Origin of the sequence: Erythrobacter fulvus (assembly GCF_028595285.1) — a bacterium.
Classification (GTDB): Bacteria; Pseudomonadota; Alphaproteobacteria; order Sphingomonadales; family Sphingomonadaceae; genus Erythrobacter; species Erythrobacter fulvus.
The window spans coordinates 57,508-77,742 of the sequence record NZ_JAQQXQ010000002.1 but is presented as its reverse complement, the minus strand read 5'-3'; the positions used below and the strand labels follow the sequence as shown (position 1 = coordinate 77,742).

Here is a 20,235-nt window from a genome sequence, read left to right as displayed (position 1 = left end):
ATCAACCTTCCGCCGCGATCCGCGCGAGCAGACGGCTTTCCAGTTCGTCGATCTCGCCATCGGCGCCGATCATCTTTTCCAGCCATTCGCTTTCGTGATCGGTCACGGCCTCGCCCTTCGCGGCGAGTGCGGCGTAATCGGGGGCACCCTGACGCTTGCCGAACACCTTGCCGAAATGGTTGCCGATCTGTGGTGCCTCGCGCGCGACCTTGCCCATGAAGCGCGCGACATTGGGCGTGTTGTCGGCAGCGAAGGCTTCCAGCTCCAGCTTGCGTTCGTGGCTGACTTGCGCATTTTCCAGCGCGAAGCCCTTGAGGTAATTGGCCACCCCGTCGACGAACAGATCGTCCCACTCGGCGGCGTTTTCCTCGGCGAGGGTCTCGTCCTTCAGGCGGAACAGCATCTCGGCATCGAAGCGGGTCACCGCCGCCGGGCCGTGACCACCGCTGGCGAAGATCACCCGGCGGATAATGCGGCATTCGGCGGCGCTGATGTGGGTCGCCGAAAGCTCGCCGCCGCAGCGGGTCGGGCCGGTGCCGTTCAGCACCTCGCGCTCGACCTGCGCCAGCACGTAGCTCTTGAGCCGGTCGGGGGTGTTTTCGGCGCGCTCGATGATGCGCACCATGCATTCCAGCTCGGCCATGCTTTCGACGATGCCGTCATGATCGATCTGGGCGATCAGCCATTCGGCTTCGGCATCGGAGCATTGCAGACGCGGCGGGGTGCCGTTGAGTACGTGTTCGCCGATTGCTTCAACGAAGAAATCGACCCACGCCTGGCTGCGTTCCTCCAGCGCGTTGTTGAGCGCGAACAGCGCCTCGGCCTCTTCGCGGGTGATGATGCCATCGCCCCAGCCCTGCCGGCGGAGCGCCAGTAGCTCCTCGGCGGTTACCTGTCCGTCTGCGGCGGCGCGCTGGGCGAGCTCGATGAAATGCGTGGTCATGGCGCAGTCAAATCCCCTAGGTTCGGGATCGCTCATGCCACGAACAGGCTTAAGACGGGGTTACCGGAGCGATTTCGAGCGCGGTGGCCAGACCGCGCGGCGCGGAAATCGCCGCGACTAGCGGTTTTCAATCTCGCGGATGCAGGCCCCGCGATCCACCGCTGCACCGCCCTTTCGCAGCCGCGCCTCGACATGCGCGGCGACCGGCGGGATGCCGGGACGCTGCGGATAGAGGTAGATGTCGAGCACGCAGCTGGCGCCGCCGAATTGCAGCTTGCGCGCATCGCCTTCTGCCACGTCGAGCCGCGGGACGCCGAAGCGCCGGGTAAGTGTCGCAGCGTCCTGCCCGATCACGCCTTCCAGCCCTTGCGGGGCCATGACCTGCGGCACCCGCACCACGCCGGTGCGCGACGGAGCCGAGGCCGGAGCGGGCTTACCCCCGCCGCCCGCACATCCCGCCAGCACAGCCGCCAGCGCAACGGGGAAAAGGCTGCCTCTCTTCATTGCCCTTGCACTCCCTGCTCCAGCCGCCGCAACACCAGATGCGTTCCTGCCGCCGCTCCCAGCACTGGCGCGACGAGATTGACGAGCGGCACCAGCATCAGCCCGGCAATGGCTGCGCCGAGCAGGAACCGTTCCGGCTGCGGCGCGGGATTGCCCCGAACATCGCCGCCGCAATGACGCAGCCACGTCATCTCGGTCAGCTCGCGGCCCAGCAACACGGCGTTGACGGCAAGGAACACCAGTGCCGGGCCGATTGCGGTAAAGGCCAGCACGCCTGCCACCGGCAGCGCGAGCAGGTTGTAGCCCAGCGCCCGTGCCAGCCCCTTGACCGCGATGCCGAGCTCGCGCCGCAACGGCAGGGTCTGCGCCCCGGCTGCCCGCGCCGGATAGTGCCGCGCTTCGACCGCCGCCACGATCTCGTCGGCAAAGAATTGCAGCACCGCGAGCGCCACAATCCGGAACAACAGCCAGATCGCCACCGGCACCAGCAGCACCGCAAGCACCCCGGCCCAGCCTGCATGGACGCCGACGCGCCCCGCGAGTTCGGCGAGCGCAAGATAGAGCCCCGCACCGAGCAGGCCGAACAGCGCCAGCGTGATGCCGACGCTCTTGGCGATCACGCGCAGCACGGCGCGGTCGGCAAGCTGGCCGAATGCTTTCGCAAGCGCGGCGGGAACGGCGGTCATGGTCTCCGGTCGATGCGGGGATGCCCGCCCGAAGTCAACGCAGCCGCGCTGCACCGCACACAGATGCTTGGCGTGAGCGGAGAAGGCGGCTAGGCGGCGCGCAGACTTTTTCCCGAGGAACCTGCCCGTGCCCGAAACCACCCCGCCCCGTTACGACGTGATCGCCATCGGCAATGCCGTGGTCGACGTGATTGCTTCCTGCGAGGAGGAGCTGATCGAGGAGCTCGATCTCAATCGCGGCGGCATGACCCTGATCGACGAGGCGCGGGCCGAGGAACTTTACGAGGCGATGCCCCCGGCGCGCGAGCTTTCGGGCGGTTCGGCGGCAAACACGTTGGCGGGGCTGGCCACGCTCGGCCTGCAATGCGCTTTCATCGGCCAGGTCGCCGACGACCAGCTCGGCAAGGTGTTCCGCCACGACATGCGTGCCACCGGCATCGATTTCGATACTCCTGCACGCGAAGGCGAGCCGGCGACCGGCCGCGTGCTGATCTTCGTGACGCCCGATGGCGAGCGGACGATGAACACCTTCCTCGGTGCAGGCCAGTTCCTGCCCGCCGCCGCGCTCGATGAAGATCTGATCGCCAGCGGCGCGATTCTCTACCTCGAAGGCTATCTGTGGGATCCCGAAGAGCCCCGCCGCGCAATGCGCCGGGCGATCGAGGTCGCACGCGAGGCCGGACGCAAGGTCGCCTTCACCGCGTCCGAAAGCTTCGTGATCGATCGCCACGGCGACGATTTCCGCGCGATGATCGATGATGGCGTGATCGACATCCTGTTCGTCAACGAAAGCGAGCTGGCGACGCTGACCGGCGAGGACGATTTCGAGGCGGGCCTCGCGGCGGTCGCGGGCAAGGTGCCGGTGCTGGTCGCCACCCGCAGCGAAAAAGGCGCGGTCGCGATTGCCCACGGCGAGCGCGCCGAAGTGGCGGCCGTCCCGGTGGTCAAGGTGGTCGACACCACCGGCGCGGGCGACCAGTTCGCTGCCGGCTTCCTTTCGGGCTATGCCAAGGGCGAACCGCTCACCCGCTGCCTCAAGCGCGGAGCGATCTGCGCGTCGGAAGTGATCGCGCATTACGGCCCGCGGCCCGAAGCGGATATGATCGCGCTGATGGAAGAGCGGCTTTAAAGTCCTCTCAGTCCTCTCAGGCAGGCTGCGGAACGTGTTTGCGCGGCGGCTTTCCGGCCTCCCACCCGAGCCAGACAGTTGCCCCGCCGGCGAAGACTCCTAATGCCATGGTTAGCGCCGGCGGGATCGCAGCATAGGCCCCGAAGGCGCTGCTCAAAAGCGGCATCGACGGCGCAAACCACGTCACCACCGCTTGCAGCGCCATAAAGGCCGAGGCGATGAGCCACGGTGCGCCATGCTTACGGTTCATGAAATACAGCGTCATGGCAAAGATGATCGCGATTGCGTCAGACAATACGATGCCGTCGAGGATGGCATGCGGCCCCTCGCTTCCGATGATGTTCCACGCCGGGAAAAGCGTGTCCATGAACCGGCCGAAGGGCGATTCGAACAGGATCAGCGGCGTCGCCAGCATGTACCCTGCGTGCAGCTTCACGTTTCTCCGGTGCTTGAGCGCCAGATAGAACAGCGTCAGATAGGCAGCGATCGCAATTGCCATCGCGACCCCGAAAGCCGGAGCGATATACAATGCGAAATCGCTCGGCTGCACCGTGAACCTTTCCGCTGTGACGTTGATGATCATCACAAAGCCGAGGATCAGGAACGGGAACAGCGCGAAGCTCGCCAAGCCCATTTGCTTGTGCATTTCATTGGCGCGGCGATGGATCGCCACATGCTGTGCGATAAGCAGGCCAAGCCACGTCATCGATGACACCGCATGAACATGGAATGCAAGCGGCACCCCTCCGGCGATGGAGAAATAGCTGGCCCAGAAGCCAACGACGATTACGAATAGAACAAAGCCAACGAAGTAATGTGCATGGCGATAAGGCATCGAGACCCCCCTTCTCGAACGCGACCGAAGGGAAGGTAACACAGTTCTGCAACCGCGTTAAGCAAGCACCTGCGGCATCCGTCACTCGTCGGGGACGTATCCGGCCTTGCGCAGGCTCACCATGTAATGCGCGATCTGGTCGATCTGCGCGCGGGTGAGCGTGAAATCCATATCCTCGGGATAGTTGTGCGCTTCGGCCAGCCAGTCGGCGAGCGACTTTTCCGACAGGCCGCTGCGGTTGGCGATCGCGGCGAAACTGGGCGAGGCGGGGTTGGGCGAGAGGAACGGCGGTTCGACGGCATGGCAACCGCCGCAGGCCGCCTCGACAAAGGCGGGCGCGCGTGTGTCGGCGGACGGCGCGGTGCGCTTGCCCACCATCGGCGGCGGGTTGTCGGTGCCGGCGGTCTGGCAGGCGGCGAGCGCGAGCAGCGCGAAGGGGGCGACGAAGGTGAGGCGATAGGTCATGTTGTTCTTATCCTCTCTGTCCGCCCCGCTTTCCTTGATCGGGATCAATTTCGCTCCGACGCCTCGCGCGCCACTTCGCGCCAGCCGATGTCGCGGCGGCAGAAGCCGGTGGGGAAGGATATCCTGTCGACCGCCTCGTAGGCAATCCGCTGTGCTTCGGTGACGTTGCGGCCCATCGCGGTGACGTTGAGCACCCGCCCGCCGTTCGCCACCAGCGCGCCGTCTTTCAGCGCGGTGCCCGCGTGGAAGATCTTCGCGCTGTTCGCCTCGGTGTCGTTCAGATCAATCGCGCCGCCCTTTTCGGGCGTGCCGGGGTAGCCCTTGGCGGCCATCACGACGGTCAGCGCAGTCTCGCTGCTAAGGGCGACTTCGACACCCGCGAGCGTGCCCTTGGCGCAGGCCAGCATCAGCGTGACGAGATCGCTCTCCAATCGCATCATCAGCACTTGGCATTCGGGATCGCCGAAGCGGGCGTTGTATTCGATCAGCTTGGGGCCGTCCGCCGTCAGCATCAGCCCGGCGAAGAGCACGCCCTGATAGGGGTTCCCATCCTCGCGCATCGTCCGCACCGTGGGCTCGATGATTTCTGCCATGACGCGGGCCTGCAATTCCGGCGTCAGCACCGGCGCGGGGGAATAGGCGCCCATCCCGCCGGTATTCGGCCCCACATCGCCGTCGCCGACGCGCTTGTGATCCTGTGCCGATCCGAAGGGGACGATGGTGGTGCCGTCGGTCAGCGCGAAGAAGCTGGCTTCCTCGCCTTGCATGAATTCTTCGATCACCACCTGCGCGCCCGCGCCGCCGAAAGCTCCGCCGAACATGTCGGCGAGCGCCGCCTCGGCCTCTTCGAGCGTCGCGGCGATCACCACGCCCTTGCCTGCCGCGAGGCCATCGGCCTTGAGCACGTAAGGGGCGGCAAAGCGCGCAAGCGCGGCGCGGGCTTCCTCCAGCGAGGATGTGCGCACGTATCCTGCGGTCGGGATGCCCGCGCGGGCGCAGAGGTCCTTGGTGAAACCCTTGGAGCCTTCAAGCTGCGCGGCGGCCTGCGACGGACCGAACACCGGCACGCCCGCTTCGCGCAGGGCGTCCGACAGCCCGTCCACCAGCGGCGCTTCCGGCCCGATCACGACGAGGCCGATCTCATGCGCCTCACAAAAGGCGATCACCGCGCCGTGGTCGGTCGCATCGAGCGCCACCAGCTCGGCTTCCTCGGCGATGCCGGGATTTCCGGGGGCAGCGTAAAGCCGGGTGCAGGCGGGGGATTGCGCCAGCTTCCACGCCAGCGCATGTTCGCGGCCTCCCGAACCCAGAAGCAGGATATTCATGGCTCCTCCGCCGACCAGTGATGACCCAAGCGGTCTTAACGATGCCGGGCTGGTAGCGCGTGAGCGGCAGGGCGACAATGCGCAGCCGCTGACCATCAGCGAGATTTCCGCGCTGCTGAAGCGCACGGTGGAAGACCGCTTCGGCTACGTCCGCCTGCGCGGCGAGCTTTCGGGGGTGAAGCGGGCGGCCTCGGGCCATTTCTACTGCGCGCTGAAGGATGAGGGCGCGGTGCTCGACGGGGTGATGTGGAAGGGCAATGCCGCCCGCCTCAATTTCCGCGCGGAAGACGGGCTGGAGGTGATCGCCACCGGCAAGCTGACGACCTATCCGGGCCGCTCGAAATACCAGATCGTGATCGATAGCCTCGAATTGGCGGGCGAAGGCGCCTTGCTGGCGCTGCTGGAGAAGACCCGCGCAAGGCTTGCGGCAGAGGGCCTGTTCGACGAGCGCCGCAAGCGCCGCTTGCCGTTTCTGCCGCAGGTGATCGGTGTGGTGACGTCGCCCACCGGCGCAGTAATCCGCGATATTCTCCACCGGCTGGCGGATCGCTTCCCTTCGCATGTCGTCGTCTGGCCGGTGCTGGTGCAGGGGCAAGGCGCGGCGGAGCAGGTGGCGGCGGCGGTGCGGGGATTCTCGGGCCTCGAACCCGGCGGCACGATCCCACGCCCCGACGTGGTGATCGTTGCCCGCGGGGGCGGCTCGATTGAGGATCTGTGGAGCTTCAACGAGGAGGTGGTGGTGCGCGCCATCGCCGAATGCTCGATCCCGGTGATCTCCGCCGTCGGCCATGAAACCGACACCACGCTGGCCGATTTCGCCGCTGATCGCCGTGCGCCCACGCCCACCGCCGCCGCGGAAATGGCGGTGCCGGTGCGCGCCGATCTCGCCTTCACCCTGTCCGATCTCGGTACCCGCCAGCGGCGCGCGGTGTACCGCCCGGTCGAACTGGGGCGTGAGCGGTTGGAGAGCCGGGCGCGATTGCTCCCCAGGCCGGAAAACCTGTTGCAACCTCAGGCCCAGCGGCTCGACGATCTGGCCGAACGGCTGCGGCGCGGGCTGGGCGAAAGGTCGTCCAAGGGACGCGAGCGGCTCGCCGGAGTCGCCGCGCGGCTCTCTCCGAGCCTGCTGACCCGCAGCGCCGGCGAGGCGCAGCGGCGGCTGGAGCGTGCGCGGCTCGGCCCCGCGCTGGTCGAACGGCCGCTGAAATCAGGGGCCGACCGGCTCGCCGCGCTGACGCGGGTGATGAGCCAGCTTCACCCCGAAAAGCCGCTGGAGCGCGGTTATGCCATCATCCGCGATGCAGCGGGCAAGGCGCTGACCACGCGTGCCGAGGCGGCGGGCGAGGCGGCGCTGGTGCTGCAATTCCGCGACGGCACGCTCGATGCCGTGCTCGCAGGCAGCGCGCCTCCCGCCCCCAAACCCCGTCCGGCTCCGCTGCCAAAGCGTTCCGGCCCCGGCCCGACGCAAGAAGATTTGTTCGGTTAGCGACACGGTGCTATCGGGTTCGCCATGCTGATGTCCTCCGCCGACAAGACCGCCAAGCTGTATTACGGCCCTTCGAGCTTCCGCGTGCTGCGCCCGGGCAACCACGTGTTGTGCGCAGTGACGGGTGAGGCGATCGCGCTCGCCGAACTGCGCTACTGGAGCGCCGAGCGGCAGGAGGCCTATGCCTCGTGCGAGATCGCGACACGCCGCCTGCTCGGCCTCGACCGCGCCTGACCTACTGCGCCCGCGGTTCCCGGTGCGCGCGCGGACGTTTCGCTGGCTGATTTTCGTCATTGTCGTTGCCGGGTTGGCCCCCGGCACCTTTGTCCGTACCCGCACCGGACTGCGCAGCGATGTCGCGGTCGTGACGATCACGCCGGTGGCCGAGCGGGAGGGGGTCTCGGGTGATCTGACCCTCACCGGCGCATGGGAACTGACATCGGCGCATGGCTGGTTCGGCGGCTTTTCAGCCCTGGTGAAAGGCGAGGGGCAGAGGCTGATTGTCGGCAGCGACCGCGGCTGGCTGCTCGACCTTGATCTTGACGGAGGTGCGCCCCGTGCCGCGCCGGGCAGCTTCCGCTTCATCGGCCGCGAAATGGCCCCGCGCAAGGAGCTGGTCGATCTCGAAGCCCTCACCCGCGATCCTGCCAGCGGCACCGTCTGGGCCGCTTTCGAGAACTTCAATCTGATCGAACGGTTCGGGCCGGATGGTTCGCGCCTTTCGCGCCGCCCGCCCGAAATGGCGCGGTGGAGCAGCAATAGCGGGCCGGAGACCATGGAGCGCCTTGCCGACGGGCGGTTTCTGGTGCTGGCCGAAGGCGCGCAGCGCGGCAGCAATGCTGAACATCGCGGATTGCTGTTCGCAGGCGATCCGGTCGAAGCGCAGACGCCCGAGGCGTTCCGTTTCGCCTCATGGCCCGGTTATGATCCGGTCGATGCGACGCAATTGCCTGATGGACGGGTGCTGATCCTGCTGCGGCGGGTCGAATTTGCGATCCCGGCCCGGTTCGACACGGCCATCGCGATTGCTGATCCGAGCAAGATCAAAACGGACGAGCCCTGGCCTGCGCGAATCATCCAGCGCCTCAGCGGCGGGGTGTTTGCCGACAATTTCGAGGGAATCGCCTTTGTTCCTGCGGCGGAAGATCCTTCGCGCGGCGCAGTGTGGCTGGTGTCGGACGACAATTTCTCGATCTTCCAGCGCAGCCTGCTGGTGCGATTCGACTGGGGCGCGCGGCCTGCGCAACCCGAGGCGAGAAAAAACGAAAAAGCGCCCGGAAACCCGGACGCTTGATCGAATCGCTGCCGTCCCGCGGGGGACAGGCGCGGCTTAGGCGGCGGCCTGTGCCTTGATCAGCTCGCGCTTCACCTTCAGCGCGTTGGCCGAAAGCTTGTCGTCGCTGGTCTTGAGCAGCCAGTTGTCAAGCCCGCCATTGTGTTCCACCGAGCGCAGACCGTGGGTCGACACGCGGAACTTGAAGCTGCGATCGAGCTTCTCGCTCATCAGCGTGACGTTCTGCAGGTTGGGCAGGAACACGCGCTTGGTCTTGTTGTTGGCGTGGCTCACGTTGTGGCCGACCTGGCGGCCCTTGCCGGTCAGTTCGCAGATGCGCGACATGGTGTGTCTCTTCTCGTAAAGTTCGGATGTGGTCCGGGAAAGCGGCGCGCATAACGGGGCAAGGCCGAATCGTCAAGCAAGTTGCGCCCCTCGCTCGCCCCGGCTAGCCCGGCAGGGATGACCAACTGGCCGCTTCCCTTGCCGATGCAACGCGCGCTCGCGGCCGCGCGGGCGGCGGCTGACGCTGGCGAAGTGCCGATCGGCGCGGTGATCGTCAAGGACGGACGCGTGATCGCCGAGGCGCATAATTCCCCCCGGACGGACCACGATCCCACCGCCCATGCCGAAATCCTCGCGATTCGCCGCGCGGCGCAGGCGCTGGGCGATGAACGTCTGACGGATTGCGAGCTGTGGGTGACGCTGGAGCCCTGCGCCATGTGCGCGGGCGCGATTGCCCATGCGCGGATCGCGCGGCTCTATTACGCTGCCAGCGACCCCAAGGGCGGTGCGGTGGAGCACGGTGCGCGGGTGTTCGAGCAGGAGCAATGCCTGCACCGGCCCGAAGTCTATTCCGGCATCGGCGAGGCCGAGGCGGCAGAGTTGCTGCGCGGGTTTTTCCGCGAGCGGCGGCAGTAGCGATCAGCCCCGCAGCCACGCCAGCGCGGCGGCGTCCTCACCATCCGCAAAGCTGCGCACTTCGGGTTTGACCAGTGGGCCGAACGTGTCCGCCATCTGCCGCAGCCAGCCCGGGCCGCCGACCAGAGCATAGCGATCGAGCCTTGCGAGCAGTTCGATCTTGCCCTGCATCACATGGGTGCTGAGCGCGGCATCGGGATCGAAGCCGTGCCACTTGCGCACCACCACCATCAGTTTGCGCGCGCCGCTCATGTCGAGCCGCGCACGCACCAGATCGAGCCCGTTTTCGGCTTCAGTGCGATCCAGTCGGCCGGTCAGCTCGATCACGACGACGTCCGTGCCTTTGTCACGCGCCTGCACTGCGCCGCTGTGGGGCCGGTTGCTTTCCTCTAGCACCCAGGCGCGCGCGGCTTCGGCCTCGTCGGCGTCGTAGACCGCGTAGACCACCCCGGGCAGCAATGCGCTTTCAAGCCGTGCCATGCTGCGGATCCAGCCCTCGTCCGCGACCAGCGCGATCCGGTCGAGCCGGTAGAGCCACTGCATCAGCGCGGGAACATGGGCCAGTTCCTCGGCCACGGCAGCCCATGAAAAGCCGGCCATGGAGACCATGTCGATCAGGATATTGCCGCCTTCGCCCGCTTCGTTCTGCGCCTTGGCAAAGGCGACGAACTTGGCCGTGTCGTCGGGCGTGATCTCGCCATAGACGGCCATGCGGTGGGCCTTGGGCGAAATGCGTTCGATATCAATCATGGCGTATCCTTCTGCCGCGGGGCAAAACAAGTTTACGCCTTTGGCACCAGCGGCGCCACCTTGGGTTATCCCTGTGTCCGCCCGCGTTCCTGTACCGCGGCACGGCGGGCTTCGACCTCTTCAGGCGCAACGGCACTGTTCGCGGCGCTGGATCGTTCGGCCTCCAGCGCAAGCCCCTCGCCGAAGCTCTTGGCATAGCCGTCGTCGATCAGGCGCTTGTAGTTCGCCAGAAAGGCGGGATCGATCCCCGCCATGTCGGCGGCGAGCCTGCGTGCCAGCGGGAGCATTTCGTCGGGTGCGACCACGTGGTTCACCAGCCCCCAACTGTGCGCGGTGGCGGCGTCGAGGAAGTTGCCGGTGAAGGCCAGTTCCTTGGCGCGGGAAATGCCGATCATGCGGCTGAGTTTCTGCGACAGCCCCCAGCCCGGCACGATCCCGACCCGCGCGTGGGTATCGGCAAAGCGGGCATTGGTGCTGGCGATCAGGACATCGCAGGCGAGCGCGACTTCGAAACCGCCGGTGATCGCGACACCGTTGATCGCGCCGATCACCGGCTTGCGGCACAGCTCGATCGCCTTAACCGGATTGTCCGCCGGATCGGTGGCGTTGGCGCTGCCCAGCGCGCCTTCCTCGCTGCCGAGTTCCTTCAAGTCGAGGCCGGCAGTGAAGGCGCGCTCTCCCGCGCCGGTCAGGATCACCGCGCGAACGGCCTCGTCGGCATCGACGGCCCGCATCACTTCGGCAAGCCGCTTCCTCAGCGCGCGGTTGAGTGCATTCATCGCCTGCGGACGGTTGAGGGTGACGGTAGCAATACCATCGGCCACCTCGAGCAGGACTACATCATCGGACATTACAAACTCCAGTCGATTGCGCCGCGACCATGGCTTTCGAGAAAGGCGTTCGCCTTGCTGAACGGGCGCGAGCCGAAAAAGCCGTTATGCGCCGATAGCGGGCTGGGGTGGGCCGAGCTCAGCACCAGATGCGCCTCGCTCCGCCCGAGTGCGGGGATGCGACCCGCTTTCTTCTTCGCATGGCTGCCCCACAGGATGAACACGGTCGGCACGTCGCATTCCGCCACCGCGGCGACGGCGGCATCGGTAATCGCGTCCCAGCCCCGGCCCGCATGGCTACCCGCCTGCCCTGCCTCGACCGTGAGCGTGTTGTTGAGCAGCAGCACGCCTTGCTTCGCCCATTTCGACAGGTCGCCGGTTGCCGGGCGCGCCAGGCCAAGGTCGCTTTCCAGCTCCTTGTAGATGTTCACGAGGCTGGGCGGCGGGCGCACCCCGCCCTGCACCGAAAACGCCAGCCCGTGCGCCTGTCCGGGGCCGTGATAGGGATCCTGCCCCAGAATCACGCAGCGCACGTCCTCCAGCGAAGTCAGCGCGAGCGCGGCGAGGCGGGTTCCGCGCGGCGGATAGATCTGCTTGCCCGCGGCCTCCTCAGCCTTCAGCCAGCCGCCCAGCCGCCGCGCCTCGGGTGTGGCAAGTGCTGGTTCGAGCGCGGGGCGCCAGCTTTCGGGAATGCTTTCCGACACACCAGACTCCCTTCGCCTCGAGCGCAGTCGAGGGGCCCGATCAAAGGCGTCTCGGCAGCGCTCGACACGAACGGGTTAGGCCAGGTTCGCAGTCCGCGCCACAGAGCCCTTTCCCTCTTTCCCCAATCGGCGTAGGGCGTGCCCCATGGCTGTGCATTTTCACGAAGAAGACCTGCCCGAAGGCGTGCTCGCCGGCGCGGGGGCGATTGCAGTGGATACCGAGACCATGGGCCTTATCACCCCGCGCGACAGGCTGTGCGTGGTGCAATTGTCCGACGGTTCGGGTGACGAGCATCTGGTGCGCTTCAATCCCGGCAGCAGCTATGACGCGCCCAATCTGAAGGCGGTGCTGGCCGATACGTCGCGGGTGAAGCTCTATCATTTCGCGCGCTTCGATCTGGCCGCGTTGCAGCACTATCTCGGCATCATGGCCGCGCCGGTATTCTGCACCAAGATCGCCAGCCGCCTGACCCGCACCTACACCGACCGTCATGGGCTCAAGAACCTCGTCGAGGAACTGCTCGGAGAAAGCCTGTCGAAGCAGCAGCAGTCGAGCGACTGGGGCGGGCCGGTGCTGTCCGATGCACAGCGCGATTACGCCGCGAGCGACGTGCGCTATCTCCACCGGCTGCGTGACGAACTGGTTGTCCGGCTGGAACGCGAAGGGCGCACCCATCTGGCGCAGGCGTGCTTCGACTTCCTGCCTGCGCGCGCCCTGCTTGATCTTGCCGGGTGGCCCGAAGCCGACATCTTCGCTCACGCATAAGGCTGCGCGCGGGCCATGATCAGCAGTCACACCCAGATCGAGACCAACGAAGCCCGGATGCTGCGCAGCCGCCGCCAGCACTTCGCCGCGCCCGGTGGTTCGCATGATCGTCTGGTGGGCTTTCTGGCGCGGGCCTTGCCGATGCTGGTCGGGATCGTCGCCGCGCTGATGATCATCACCCCGCTTTCGCCCCGCGGCGAAGTCAGCTTTCTGCTCGATCGCAACAAGGTGGCGCTGATCGACGAGCGGCTGTCGGTCGACAATGCGATGTATCGCGGGCGCGACGACAAGGGGCGCCCCTTCTCGCTGATGGCGGGCGAAGCGGTGCAGCGTTCGAGTATCGAAGGGCTGGTGCGGATGCGCGATCTGGTCGCGCAGATGGTGCTCGCCGACGGCCCCGCCCGGCTGAGTGCGCAAGGCGGAACCTATGATATCGAGGCCGAAACCGTGGCGGTGGATGGACCGGTGCGGCTGACCGCGAACGACGGTTACAGCATGGTTGCGCAAGGGGTCTCGGTCGATCTCAAGGCGCGGCTGATGCGCGGTGACGAAGGCGTGTCGGGCGAAGTTCCGGCCGGCACATTTTCCGCCCGGTCGATCCGTGCCGATCTTTCCGCGCGCACCATCACCCTTGAAGGCGATGCGCGGCTGACCATGATCCCGGGCAAGTTGAGGATGCCGTGATGACGAATCATTCCACCCCCCGCGCGTCGCGCCGCCGCCTCGCCGCAAGCTGGGCGACCGGCGGTTTCGTCCTGACACTGGCCCTGGCCGGCGGGATGGCCTTGCGCGCCCAGTCCATCGCCAGCCACGATTCACGCGCGCCGGTGGATTACCAGGCAGGCCGGATCGAATTGCAGGACCGCGCCAACCGGGTGGTGTTCAGTAACGGGGTGACGGTAACCCAGGCCGATCTCACCATCCGTTCGGACCGCATGCTGGTCAACTACACCGACGGCGACGGGCTGGAGATACAGCGCATCACCGCCACCGGCGGCGTGGTGGTGACCCGCGGCGACGAGCGCGCCAGCGGCGACAATGCAATCTACGATTTCAACCGCCGGATCATCACCATGGCTGGCGATGTGCGCCTGCGCCGCGGCAGCGACACGCTCAATGGCGGACGGCTGGTGATCGACCTTGAAAGCGGCATTTCCAGCGTTGACGGCAGCCCCTCGGGCGGTGCGGCTGGGGCTCCGGCGCGCGTGACCGGCACCTTTACCGTTCCGCAGCGCGACAAGGACAAGCCCTGAGGCAGCTGCGTCAGTAGGCGTTTTCGTGCTTGAGCACCATCAGGGTCCTGAGCACGATTTCCAGATCGCGCAGCAGTGACCAGTCGGCGATATATTCCAGATCGGACTGGAGCCGGTCGGTCAGGTCCTTCTCCAGCTCGGTCGCGCCGCGATGGCCGCGCACCTGCGCCAGCCCGGTCAGGCCCGGCTTGAGGCTGTGGCGCTGCCAGTATTTGCGATCGACTTCCCAGAAGAACTTGTTGTTGGCCTGACTGCCGAGTGCGTGCGGGCGCGGGCCGACGATCGACATGTCACCCTTCAGCACATTGAGCAGCTGCGGCAGCTCGTCGATGCTGGTGCGGCGGATAAAAGCCCCGATGCGGGTGATGCGATCGTCGTCGCGCGCGGCCGAGCGGCTTCCGTCGTGATCGAGCTTCTCGACCCGCATCGAACGGAACTTGTACATATCGAAGAACTGGTTGCCGCGGCCAAGGCGGCGCTGGACGAACAGCACCGGGCCGCCGTCCTCAAGCTTGATCGCCACGGCCACCGCAATCAGGATCGGCGACAGCACCAGCAGTCCGCCCGCCGCCGCCAGCGTATCGAAGGCGCGCTTCGTGATCCGCGCACGCAGGCCGAGCGGGCCGGTGGAGACCACCAGCGTGGTTCGGTCGAGCGCGTCGTAGTGATGCACGCCGACCGCGCCGAGGCTCTGCGCAGGTTCGCTCACGATCTCGCCATAGACCCCGGCCGATTTCAGCAGGAAGGCCCATTGTTCGCGCCGCTCGCGCGGGCAGCTGATGACGACGTGATCTTGGTTGCGCAGCAGCTTGCCCAGCCGATCAAGCATGAAGGGATCGTGGCTGGCGGGATCGAGCCTGTATTCAGCGGCCGAAATCACCACGGCATCGGGGCTGGGAAAGCCCGATCCGCCGTCGTCGATCACCAGCCGATTGATAATCCTGCCCTTCCAGCGCCGCCGGATCAGCAGGGCCATCGCGCGGCGCAGGGTGATGACGAAGATCGCCGTGAATAGCAGGGCGAGCGTGACCGACGCGCGCGAGAAATCGTCGTTGGACTTCGCGTAGAAGGCGATGAGATTGATCAGTCCCGCCGAGATCGCCAGCCCGACCATCGCCTTGCGCACCGCGAACAGCCAGTCCGATAGGGCTGTGAGGCCATAGGAGCCATTATACAGCGCGATGGTGTAATAGACGGGCAGCAACGCATTCGCGGCAAGCATCGTGCGCGGATGTGCCCAGACTGCTTCCCACACCCACCCGGCCAGAGCGAAAGCGAAAAAGATCAGCAGCCCGTCTGCCAGCATCATCAGCGCATAGGCACGCAGCCTCCGCCGCTCGAGCGAGGGAGCAAGGTTACGCTCGACATTCTCATTCCGGACCGAGCCCGGGAGTTTCGGCGTAACGCGATTCATTCTGACCTTTCCCCCAAAGGTGCGACCCCCCATGAGGCATTACCGTTGGGGGTTCCTTAGATACGTAATGTTACAGAGGGAAGGGGTGTTTGTGCGGTTGCGAAATGTGGCTTGTCACGTTTTGCTACCGCTTTGCGGCAAAACGGGCAATTTCGGCGAGCTCCTGCGCCAGCAAAAGCTCGGCCGCCTGACTATTGGCCAATAGCGTGCGGTGCAATTCCGCAAGCCGCGGGATCAGCCGGTCAAGCCGCGTTTCGCGCGAACCGCGTGTGGCGGGCTGGCGCCAGCGGTCAAGTTGCTGGCGGATGTCGCGCGCTTCCTTGAAGAAGATGCCGAGCCGGGCCTGTTCGCCCTTGTCGAGCCGGTCGAACGCGCCGCGCGGGCCGAGATAGGCGGTGATCTGGGCCAGTTGTGCCGCGCGCCGCTCCAGCGCCAGCGCCAGCCCGACCGGGTTGAGGCCGAGTTCGCGCATCCGCCGCACCTCGCCGCTCACGCGGTTGAGTTCTCCGCCTAGCACTGCATTGACCAGCGGGGCGAAGCCATCCTCCTCGGTCGCCGCGCCGATCGCGGCGTGGTCTTCGGGTGTGGCAGGCTTGGGCGACCGCGGGTCGGCATCGCAATAGAGCGCCAGCTTGGACACTTCGGACTGCGCCAGACGCACGTCGAGCCCGGCGGCGCGGGCGATGCGTTCGGCCAGATCGCCCCCCAGCCTCAGGCCCGCGGCGTCAGCCATGCCCCGCACCGCGCTCGCCACCGCCGATAGGTCTGGCGGATGGAACATCGCCACCAGCGCATCCTTGCGCTTTTCCAGCAGCTTGGCCGTGCGCGACTTGTCGGTGGCGGAGGTGGCCACCACCAGCACCGGTGCGGCTTCGCCCGCGCCCGCCTCGCCGGTTTCGATCAGGGTCTGGAGCGCGTCATGCGCCTCGTCTCCGGTTGCGCGCACCCAGATATGGCGCTTGCCGCCGAATAGCGAGGTCGAGCGCGCTTCGTCGCCCAGCAGCGCGGGATCACGCTTGATGTCCGCCCCGGCGAGCTCGATCCGCTCACCCGCATCGGGCAGTGCGGCAGCGACGCGGTTGGCGGCGGCGCTGGCTCCGGCTTCGTCGGGGCCGCAGAAGAAAAAGATCGAACAGCTTTCGGTCCCGCTCGGGAGACCGCGCAGAAAATCGCGTTGGGTTGCTTTCATGGCGCCGTGTTGGCGCGCGCCCGCAAAGCCAGCGAGACCTGCGTCGCCATTTGTTCGGCCACTTCGCGGGCGAGGTTTTCCAGCGCCTTCTGTTCGGCCGCGATGGTCGCATATTCAGAAGAAACCACGTCGATCCCGGCATCCGAACCGGCGGTTGCATCGAGCAGGATTTCGCCGCTCGCGGCATCGACCAGCTGGTACCGCGCGCGCAGGATCCGGCGCTCGCGGCTGATGGTGTCGTCGTTAAGCACGCCCAGCGCTTCGAGCGAATCGTCGAGCCGCACATCGAGCCGGTAGGCAGCCCCCGCCTCGCCTGCGATGCCGAGACGGTTCTGCAACGCGTTTCTCACCAGCCAGCCGCCCTGCCCGGGAATCGCCGGCACCTCCACCGCTGCCAGCCCCTGCGCCACCGCCGCCGATCCGCCACCCGCATACATCGGCGAAAGGCCGCAGGCGGGAAGGGCGAACAGAGCCAGCAGGGCGAGGGCGTTGCGCATCAGGTGACGATATTCACCAATCGGTCGGGCACGACAATGACCTTGCGGATCGCCGCGCCATCGACCGAGCGTTGCAGGTTGGCCGAAGCCAGCGCCAGCGCTTCGAGATCTTCCTTCGAAGAACCCTTGGGCGCGGTGACGGTGTCGCGCAGCTTGCCCATGTGCTGGATCGCGATGGTAACCTCGTCATCCACCAGCAGCGCGGGATCGATTTCGGGCCAGGGGGCGTCGGCAATAAGGCCCGTCCCGCCCATGTTCGTCCATGCTTCCTCGGCGAGGTGCGGCATCATCGGCGCGGCGAGATGGACAAGCGCGCGGATCGCGGCGGAGCGGCTGGCGGAAGGCGCGGCTTTCTCGGTCGCGCCGGTCAGTTCGTAAATGCGCGCCACCGCCTTGTTGAAGCCCAGCGCCTCGATGTCCGAGGCGACCGCAGCGATGGTCTGATGGGTCTTGCGGTCCAGAGCCTTGTCCTCGCCCGTCGCGCCCGCATCATGGGCGCTGAACAACCGCCACAGGCGCTGGACGAAGCGCGCGCAGCCTTCGATCCCCGCATCGGACCACGGCAGGTCGCGTTCGGGCGGAGAATCCGACAGCATGAACCAGCGCACCGCGTCTGCCCCGTGGCGGGCGATGATTGCATCGGGGTCGACGACGTTCTTCTTCGACTTCGACATCTTGATGACGCGGCCGACTTCGACCGGAGCGCCATCGGCGAGCAACAACGCACCCTCAGAAGTCCGGTCGACTTCCTCGGGGCCGAAGAACACCGGCACGCCGCGCGCTTCGTCGATGCGGCTATAGGTCTCGTGCGTCACCATCCCTTGCGTGAACAGCGCCGCAAACGGCTCCTGCACCGCGATCTTGCCGGTGTGGGCCAGCGCGCGGGTCCAGAAACGGGCGTAGAGCAGGTGCAGGATCGCGTGCTCGATGCCGCCGATGTAGTGCTGCACCGGCATCCACTTGGCGACCTCTTCCGGGTCGAACGGGCGGTCGGCGGGCTGGCTGGCGAAGCGCAGGAAATACCACGAGCTGTCGACGAAAGTGTCGAGCGTATCAGTCTCGCGCCGCGCCGCTTTGCCGCATTTGGGGCAGTCCACATGCTTCCACGTCGGGTGGCGTTCGAGCGGGTTGCCGGGAATGTCGAAGCTGACATCCTCGGGCAGAGTGACGGGCAGCTGCTCTTTCGGCACCGGCACCACGCCGCAGGTATCGCAATGGATGAAGGGGATCGGCGTCCCCCAGTAACGCTGGCGGGAAACGCCCCAGTCGCGCAGGCGCCATACGGTACGGCCTTCACCCCAGCCGCCTTCTTCGGCGCGGGTGATGACGGCGTGCTTGGCGTCCTCGACACTCATGCCGTTGAGGAAGTCGGAATTGACGATAATCCCGTCGCCCGCCTCGGCTTCGCCCTTGAAGGGTTCATCGGCCTTGGCCGGATCGGACGCGACGACGCGCGCGATCGGCAATCCGTATTTGGTCGCGAATTCGAAGTCGCGCTGGTCGTGGCCCGGCACGCCCATCACCGCGCCGGTGCCGTATTCCATCAGCACGAAGTTGGCGATGAAAACCGGCAGCGCCGCCCCCGTGAAGGGATGCTTCGCAGTGATCGGCGTGCGATAGCCCAGCTTTTCCGCCGTTTCGAGCGCTGCGGCCGTGGCCGCGCCCTTCTTGCACTGATCGATGAACGCGGCGACCTCCGGATCGCTCGCCAGCGCTTGCGCGATCGGGTGGTCCGCGGCGATGGCGCAGAAGCTCGCGCCGAAGATGGTGTCGGGGCGGGTCGAATAGACCGCCAGCTTGCCGCCGTCCGATAGATCGAACGAGAATTCCAGACCGGAAGACTTCCCGATCCAGTTCTCCTGCATCAACCGGACCTTTTCCGGCCAGTCCTCGAGGCTATCGAGCCCCTCGAGCAGATCGTCCGCAAAGTCGGTGATCTTCAGGAACCACTGGTTCAGCTTGCGCTTTTCGACCTCGGCACCCGAACGCCAGCCCTTGCCGTCGATCACCTGCTCATTGGCGAGCACGGTCATGTCGACCGGGTCCCAGTTGACGGTCGATTCCTTGCGGTAGACCAGCCCCGCCTCATACAGATCGAGGAACAGCGCCTGTTCGTGGCCGTAATATTCGGGATCGCAGGTGGCGAATTCGCGCGTCCAGTCGAGCGCGAAGCCGATGCGCTGCAATTGCGCCTTCATCTGCGCGATGTTCTGGCGCGTCCAGCCGCCGGGGTGCACGCCCTTTTCCATCGCGGCGTTTTCGGCCGGCATCCCGAAGGCGTCCCAGCCCATCGGGTGCAGCACCTCGAACCCGCGCATCTTCTGATAACGCGCCAGCACGTCGCCCATGGTGTAGTTGCGCACGTGGCCCATGTGGATGCGCCCCGAAGGATAGGGGAACATCTCGAGGATGTAACTTTTCGGCTTCGCGCTGTCGGAATCGGCGGTGAAGGTGCCGGCTTCAGCCCATGCGCGCTGCCAGCGTCCGTCGGCGACAGACGGATCGAAGCGGGTGTCGGTCATGCGGAATGGCCTTGCGGAATGGGTCTCAGGACGAAGCGAGCGCCTGACGGCGCAGGTCGCGCGCCTTGGTGAGGATGATGTCCTCCAGCTTCTGCACCGTCGCCGCCTGCACCGGGGCTTCGACCCAGTTGCCGCTTTCCGAAACCTGACGGCTTGCCGCGACACGCAGCGCATCGGCGCGCAGATCCTGGTCAAGGATGGTCACGGTCAGCTTTACGCGTTCACCGGGGTTGGCGGGATTGGCGTACCAGTCGGTCACGATCACGCCGCCATTGCTGTCGGCCTGAAGCAGCGGGGCGAAGCTCACCGTCTCCAGCGCGGCGCGCCACAGATAGGCGTTGACCCCGATGGTGTTCAGCTGCGCCGCCTGCAATTCGGTGCGCGGACGCGCGCTGCCGCCGCAGGCCGAAAGCGCGAGCAGCGCGCCGCCGGTCAGTGCGGCGGTCATGACCTTTGTCAGGGTCGGGCGAAAAGTGGCGGTTTTGGCGCGTGTCACTGCCGGGAATTCCTCATCATCTCTGTCGCCCCCGCTCTATAGCCCCCACACCGGGTGCGGCAAGCGCCGATGCAAGCTTTGCACCCCGACGGGATGGCGGCTGTGGCCCGTCAAGGGTCGCCGCGCACACTCCGGCAGGCGGGCTTTACCCCTGCTGAACCGGCTGCCGCGGAGATTCTGTGTGCCTGAAGCCACAGGTGCCGCGCGAATCCCGCCGCCGTAGGGGCAAGGCCATTGCAAGCGGGAC

The 20,235-nt window shown here is 66.4% G+C and carries 23 protein-coding genes; 8 read left to right on the top strand and 15 right to left on the bottom strand.

Going from position 1 to position 20,235, the window contains the following annotated elements:
- Position 1: 1 nt before the first annotated feature.
- The 3 genes from OIK40_RS03245 to OIK40_RS03235 all read right to left on the bottom strand — a co-directional run bounded on the left by OIK40_RS03245 (position 2) and on the right by OIK40_RS03235 (position 2,133).
- Positions 2-943, bottom strand: a complete 942-nt coding sequence (locus OIK40_RS03245; RefSeq protein ID WP_273676182.1) for a hypothetical protein — start codon at positions 941-943, stop codon at positions 2-4.
- Between the two features lie 117 nt (positions 944-1,060).
- Positions 1,061-1,447 carry a hypothetical protein gene (locus OIK40_RS03240; protein ID WP_273676180.1) on the bottom strand — a complete coding sequence of 129 codons (387 nt, stop codon included), beginning with the start codon at positions 1,445-1,447 and terminating at the stop codon, positions 1,061-1,063.
- A complete protein-coding gene (locus OIK40_RS03235; RefSeq protein ID WP_273676178.1) occupies positions 1,444-2,133 on the bottom strand; it encodes an EI24 domain-containing protein in 690 nt (229 codons plus the stop codon). Before OIK40_RS03235 ends, OIK40_RS03240 begins: the two co-directional genes overlap by 4 nt.
- Positions 2,134-2,260: 127 nt before the next feature.
- On the opposite strand from OIK40_RS03235, the gene OIK40_RS03230 reads away from it, so the two are divergent.
- A complete protein-coding gene (locus tag OIK40_RS03230) occupies positions 2,261-3,262 on the top strand; it encodes an adenosine kinase (protein ID WP_273676176.1) in 1,002 nt (333 codons plus the stop codon).
- 16 nt (positions 3,263-3,278) lie between these two features.
- Here OIK40_RS03230 and OIK40_RS03225 read toward each other — a convergent pair whose 3' ends face one another.
- The 3 genes from OIK40_RS03225 to purD all read right to left on the bottom strand — a co-directional run bounded on the left by OIK40_RS03225 (position 3,279) and on the right by purD (position 5,887).
- On the bottom strand, positions 3,279-4,097 hold the full coding sequence (locus OIK40_RS03225; RefSeq protein ID WP_273676174.1) for a hypothetical protein: 819 nt from the start codon (positions 4,095-4,097) through the stop codon (positions 3,279-3,281).
- A gap of 81 nt (positions 4,098-4,178) precedes the next feature.
- Positions 4,179-4,562, bottom strand: coding sequence for a cytochrome c family protein (locus OIK40_RS03220; RefSeq protein ID WP_273676172.1), 384 nt, complete (start codon positions 4,560-4,562; stop codon positions 4,179-4,181).
- Between the two features lie 44 nt (positions 4,563-4,606).
- Complete coding sequence (purD, locus tag OIK40_RS03215; protein WP_273676170.1) at positions 4,607-5,887, bottom strand: phosphoribosylamine--glycine ligase; 1,281 nt, start codon at positions 5,885-5,887, stop codon at positions 4,607-4,609.
- On the opposite strand from purD, the gene xseA reads away from it, so the two are divergent.
- The 3 genes from xseA to OIK40_RS03200 are packed head-to-tail and all read left to right on the top strand — an operon-like array spanning position 5,886 to position 8,667.
- Positions 5,886-7,373, top strand: a complete 1,488-nt coding sequence (gene xseA, locus OIK40_RS03210) for an exodeoxyribonuclease VII large subunit (protein ID WP_273676168.1) — start codon at positions 5,886-5,888, stop codon at positions 7,371-7,373. The genes purD and xseA overlap by 2 nt on opposite strands.
- Before the next feature lie 24 nt (positions 7,374-7,397).
- Entirely contained in the window at positions 7,398-7,607 is a 210-nt protein-coding gene (locus tag OIK40_RS03205) for a DUF2093 domain-containing protein (RefSeq protein WP_273676166.1), read from the top strand.
- A gap of 22 nt (positions 7,608-7,629) precedes the next feature.
- A complete protein-coding gene (locus OIK40_RS03200) occupies positions 7,630-8,667 on the top strand; it encodes an esterase-like activity of phytase family protein (RefSeq protein WP_273676164.1) in 1,038 nt (345 codons plus the stop codon).
- A 36-nt stretch (positions 8,668-8,703) separates the two neighbouring features.
- Here the strand turns inward: OIK40_RS03200 and rpmB are convergent, their stop codons facing one another.
- Positions 8,704-8,991: a 50S ribosomal protein L28 gene (gene rpmB / locus OIK40_RS03195; RefSeq protein WP_273676162.1), complete on the bottom strand. Its 288-nt coding sequence runs from the start codon at positions 8,989-8,991 to the stop codon at positions 8,704-8,706.
- A gap of 117 nt (positions 8,992-9,108) precedes the next feature.
- On the opposite strand from rpmB, the gene tadA reads away from it, so the two are divergent.
- Positions 9,109-9,567, top strand: coding sequence for a tRNA adenosine(34) deaminase TadA (gene tadA, locus OIK40_RS03190; protein ID WP_273676161.1), 459 nt, complete (start codon positions 9,109-9,111; stop codon positions 9,565-9,567).
- A gap of 3 nt (positions 9,568-9,570) precedes the next feature.
- Here the strand turns inward: tadA and OIK40_RS03185 are convergent, their stop codons facing one another.
- From OIK40_RS03185 to ung, 3 genes are all read right to left on the bottom strand, one after another.
- Entirely contained in the window at positions 9,571-10,317 is a 747-nt protein-coding gene (locus OIK40_RS03185) for a SpoIIAA family protein (RefSeq protein ID WP_273676160.1), read from the bottom strand.
- 65 nt (positions 10,318-10,382) lie between these two features.
- Complete coding sequence (locus OIK40_RS03180; RefSeq protein WP_273676159.1) at positions 10,383-11,168, bottom strand: enoyl-CoA hydratase; 786 nt, start codon at positions 11,166-11,168, stop codon at positions 10,383-10,385.
- A complete protein-coding gene (ung, locus tag OIK40_RS03175) occupies positions 11,168-11,851 on the bottom strand; it encodes a uracil-DNA glycosylase (protein WP_273676158.1) in 684 nt (227 codons plus the stop codon). Before ung ends, OIK40_RS03180 begins: the two co-directional genes overlap by 1 nt.
- Before the next feature lie 145 nt (positions 11,852-11,996).
- Between ung and OIK40_RS03170 the strand changes: the two genes are divergently transcribed.
- The 3 genes from OIK40_RS03170 to OIK40_RS03160 are packed head-to-tail and all read left to right on the top strand — an operon-like array spanning position 11,997 to position 13,870.
- Entirely contained in the window at positions 11,997-12,617 is a 621-nt protein-coding gene (locus OIK40_RS03170) for a ribonuclease D (protein ID WP_273676156.1), read from the top strand.
- Between the two features lie 15 nt (positions 12,618-12,632).
- On the top strand, positions 12,633-13,301 hold the full coding sequence (gene lptC / locus OIK40_RS03165) for an LPS export ABC transporter periplasmic protein LptC (protein WP_273676154.1): 669 nt from the start codon (positions 12,633-12,635) through the stop codon (positions 13,299-13,301).
- Positions 13,301-13,870, top strand: a complete 570-nt coding sequence (locus OIK40_RS03160) for an LptA/OstA family protein (protein WP_273676152.1) — start codon at positions 13,301-13,303, stop codon at positions 13,868-13,870. Before lptC ends, OIK40_RS03160 begins: the two co-directional genes overlap by 1 nt.
- Before the next feature lie 10 nt (positions 13,871-13,880).
- Here OIK40_RS03160 and OIK40_RS03155 read toward each other — a convergent pair whose 3' ends face one another.
- The 5 genes from OIK40_RS03155 to OIK40_RS03135 all read right to left on the bottom strand — a co-directional run bounded on the left by OIK40_RS03155 (position 13,881) and on the right by OIK40_RS03135 (position 19,940).
- Positions 13,881-15,284, bottom strand: a complete 1,404-nt coding sequence (locus OIK40_RS03155) for a sugar transferase (protein ID WP_273676150.1) — start codon at positions 15,282-15,284, stop codon at positions 13,881-13,883.
- A 124-nt stretch (positions 15,285-15,408) separates the two neighbouring features.
- On the bottom strand, positions 15,409-16,473 hold the full coding sequence (gene holA, locus OIK40_RS03150; RefSeq protein ID WP_273676148.1) for a DNA polymerase III subunit delta: 1,065 nt from the start codon (positions 16,471-16,473) through the stop codon (positions 15,409-15,411).
- Complete coding sequence (gene lptE / locus OIK40_RS03145; protein ID WP_273676146.1) at positions 16,470-16,970, bottom strand: LPS assembly lipoprotein LptE; 501 nt, start codon at positions 16,968-16,970, stop codon at positions 16,470-16,472. Before lptE ends, holA begins: the two co-directional genes overlap by 4 nt.
- On the bottom strand, positions 16,970-19,492 hold the full coding sequence (gene leuS / locus OIK40_RS03140; protein WP_273676144.1) for a leucine--tRNA ligase: 2,523 nt from the start codon (positions 19,490-19,492) through the stop codon (positions 16,970-16,972). Before leuS ends, lptE begins: the two co-directional genes overlap by 1 nt.
- 25 nt (positions 19,493-19,517) lie before the next feature.
- The gene (locus OIK40_RS03135) at positions 19,518-19,940 is read right to left on the bottom strand and encodes a DUF3576 domain-containing protein (protein WP_273676609.1); all 423 of its coding nucleotides are present in this window, start codon (positions 19,938-19,940) and stop codon (positions 19,518-19,520) included.
- Positions 19,941-20,235 lie beyond the last annotated feature (295 nt).

Bases quoted from the DNA above. Each gene is read 5' to 3' on its own strand.
- OIK40_RS03245 (WP_273676182.1), bottom strand. From the start codon at position 943: ATGACCACGCATTTCATCGAGCTCGCCCAGCGCGCCGCCGCAGACGGA.
- OIK40_RS03240 (WP_273676180.1), bottom strand. From the start codon at position 1,447: ATGAAGAGAGGCAGCCTTTTCCCCGTTGCGCTGGCGGCTGTGCTGGCG.
- OIK40_RS03235 (WP_273676178.1), bottom strand. From the start codon at position 2,133: ATGACCGCCGTTCCCGCCGCGCTTGCGAAAGCATTCGGCCAGCTTGCC.
- OIK40_RS03225 (WP_273676174.1), bottom strand. From the start codon at position 4,097: ATGCCTTATCGCCATGCACATTACTTCGTTGGCTTTGTTCTATTCGTA.
- OIK40_RS03220 (WP_273676172.1), bottom strand. From the start codon at position 4,562: ATGACCTATCGCCTCACCTTCGTCGCCCCCTTCGCGCTGCTCGCGCTC.
- xseA (WP_273676168.1), top strand. From the start codon at position 5,886: ATGGCTCCTCCGCCGACCAGTGATGACCCAAGCGGTCTTAACGATGCC.
- purD (WP_273676170.1), bottom strand. From the start codon at position 5,887: ATGAATATCCTGCTTCTGGGTTCGGGAGGCCGCGAACATGCGCTGGCG.
- OIK40_RS03205 (WP_273676166.1), top strand. From the start codon at position 7,398: ATGCTGATGTCCTCCGCCGACAAGACCGCCAAGCTGTATTACGGCCCT.
- rpmB (WP_273676162.1), bottom strand. From the start codon at position 8,991: ATGTCGCGCATCTGCGAACTGACCGGCAAGGGCCGCCAGGTCGGCCAC.
- tadA (WP_273676161.1), top strand. From the start codon at position 9,109: ATGACCAACTGGCCGCTTCCCTTGCCGATGCAACGCGCGCTCGCGGCC.
- OIK40_RS03185 (WP_273676160.1), bottom strand. From the start codon at position 10,317: ATGATTGATATCGAACGCATTTCGCCCAAGGCCCACCGCATGGCCGTC.
- OIK40_RS03180 (WP_273676159.1), bottom strand. From the start codon at position 11,168: ATGTCCGATGATGTAGTCCTGCTCGAGGTGGCCGATGGTATTGCTACC.
- OIK40_RS03170 (WP_273676156.1), top strand. From the start codon at position 11,997: ATGGCTGTGCATTTTCACGAAGAAGACCTGCCCGAAGGCGTGCTCGCC.
- lptC (WP_273676154.1), top strand. From the start codon at position 12,633: ATGATCAGCAGTCACACCCAGATCGAGACCAACGAAGCCCGGATGCTG.
- OIK40_RS03160 (WP_273676152.1), top strand. From the start codon at position 13,301: ATGACGAATCATTCCACCCCCCGCGCGTCGCGCCGCCGCCTCGCCGCA.
- OIK40_RS03155 (WP_273676150.1), bottom strand. From the start codon at position 15,284: ATGAATCGCGTTACGCCGAAACTCCCGGGCTCGGTCCGGAATGAGAAT.
- holA (WP_273676148.1), bottom strand. From the start codon at position 16,473: ATGAAAGCAACCCAACGCGATTTTCTGCGCGGTCTCCCGAGCGGGACC.
- lptE (WP_273676146.1), bottom strand. From the start codon at position 16,970: ATGCGCAACGCCCTCGCCCTGCTGGCTCTGTTCGCCCTTCCCGCCTGC.
- leuS (WP_273676144.1), bottom strand. From the start codon at position 19,492: ATGACCGACACCCGCTTCGATCCGTCTGTCGCCGACGGACGCTGGCAG.
- OIK40_RS03135 (WP_273676609.1), bottom strand. From the start codon at position 19,940: ATGACCGCCGCACTGACCGGCGGCGCGCTGCTCGCGCTTTCGGCCTGC.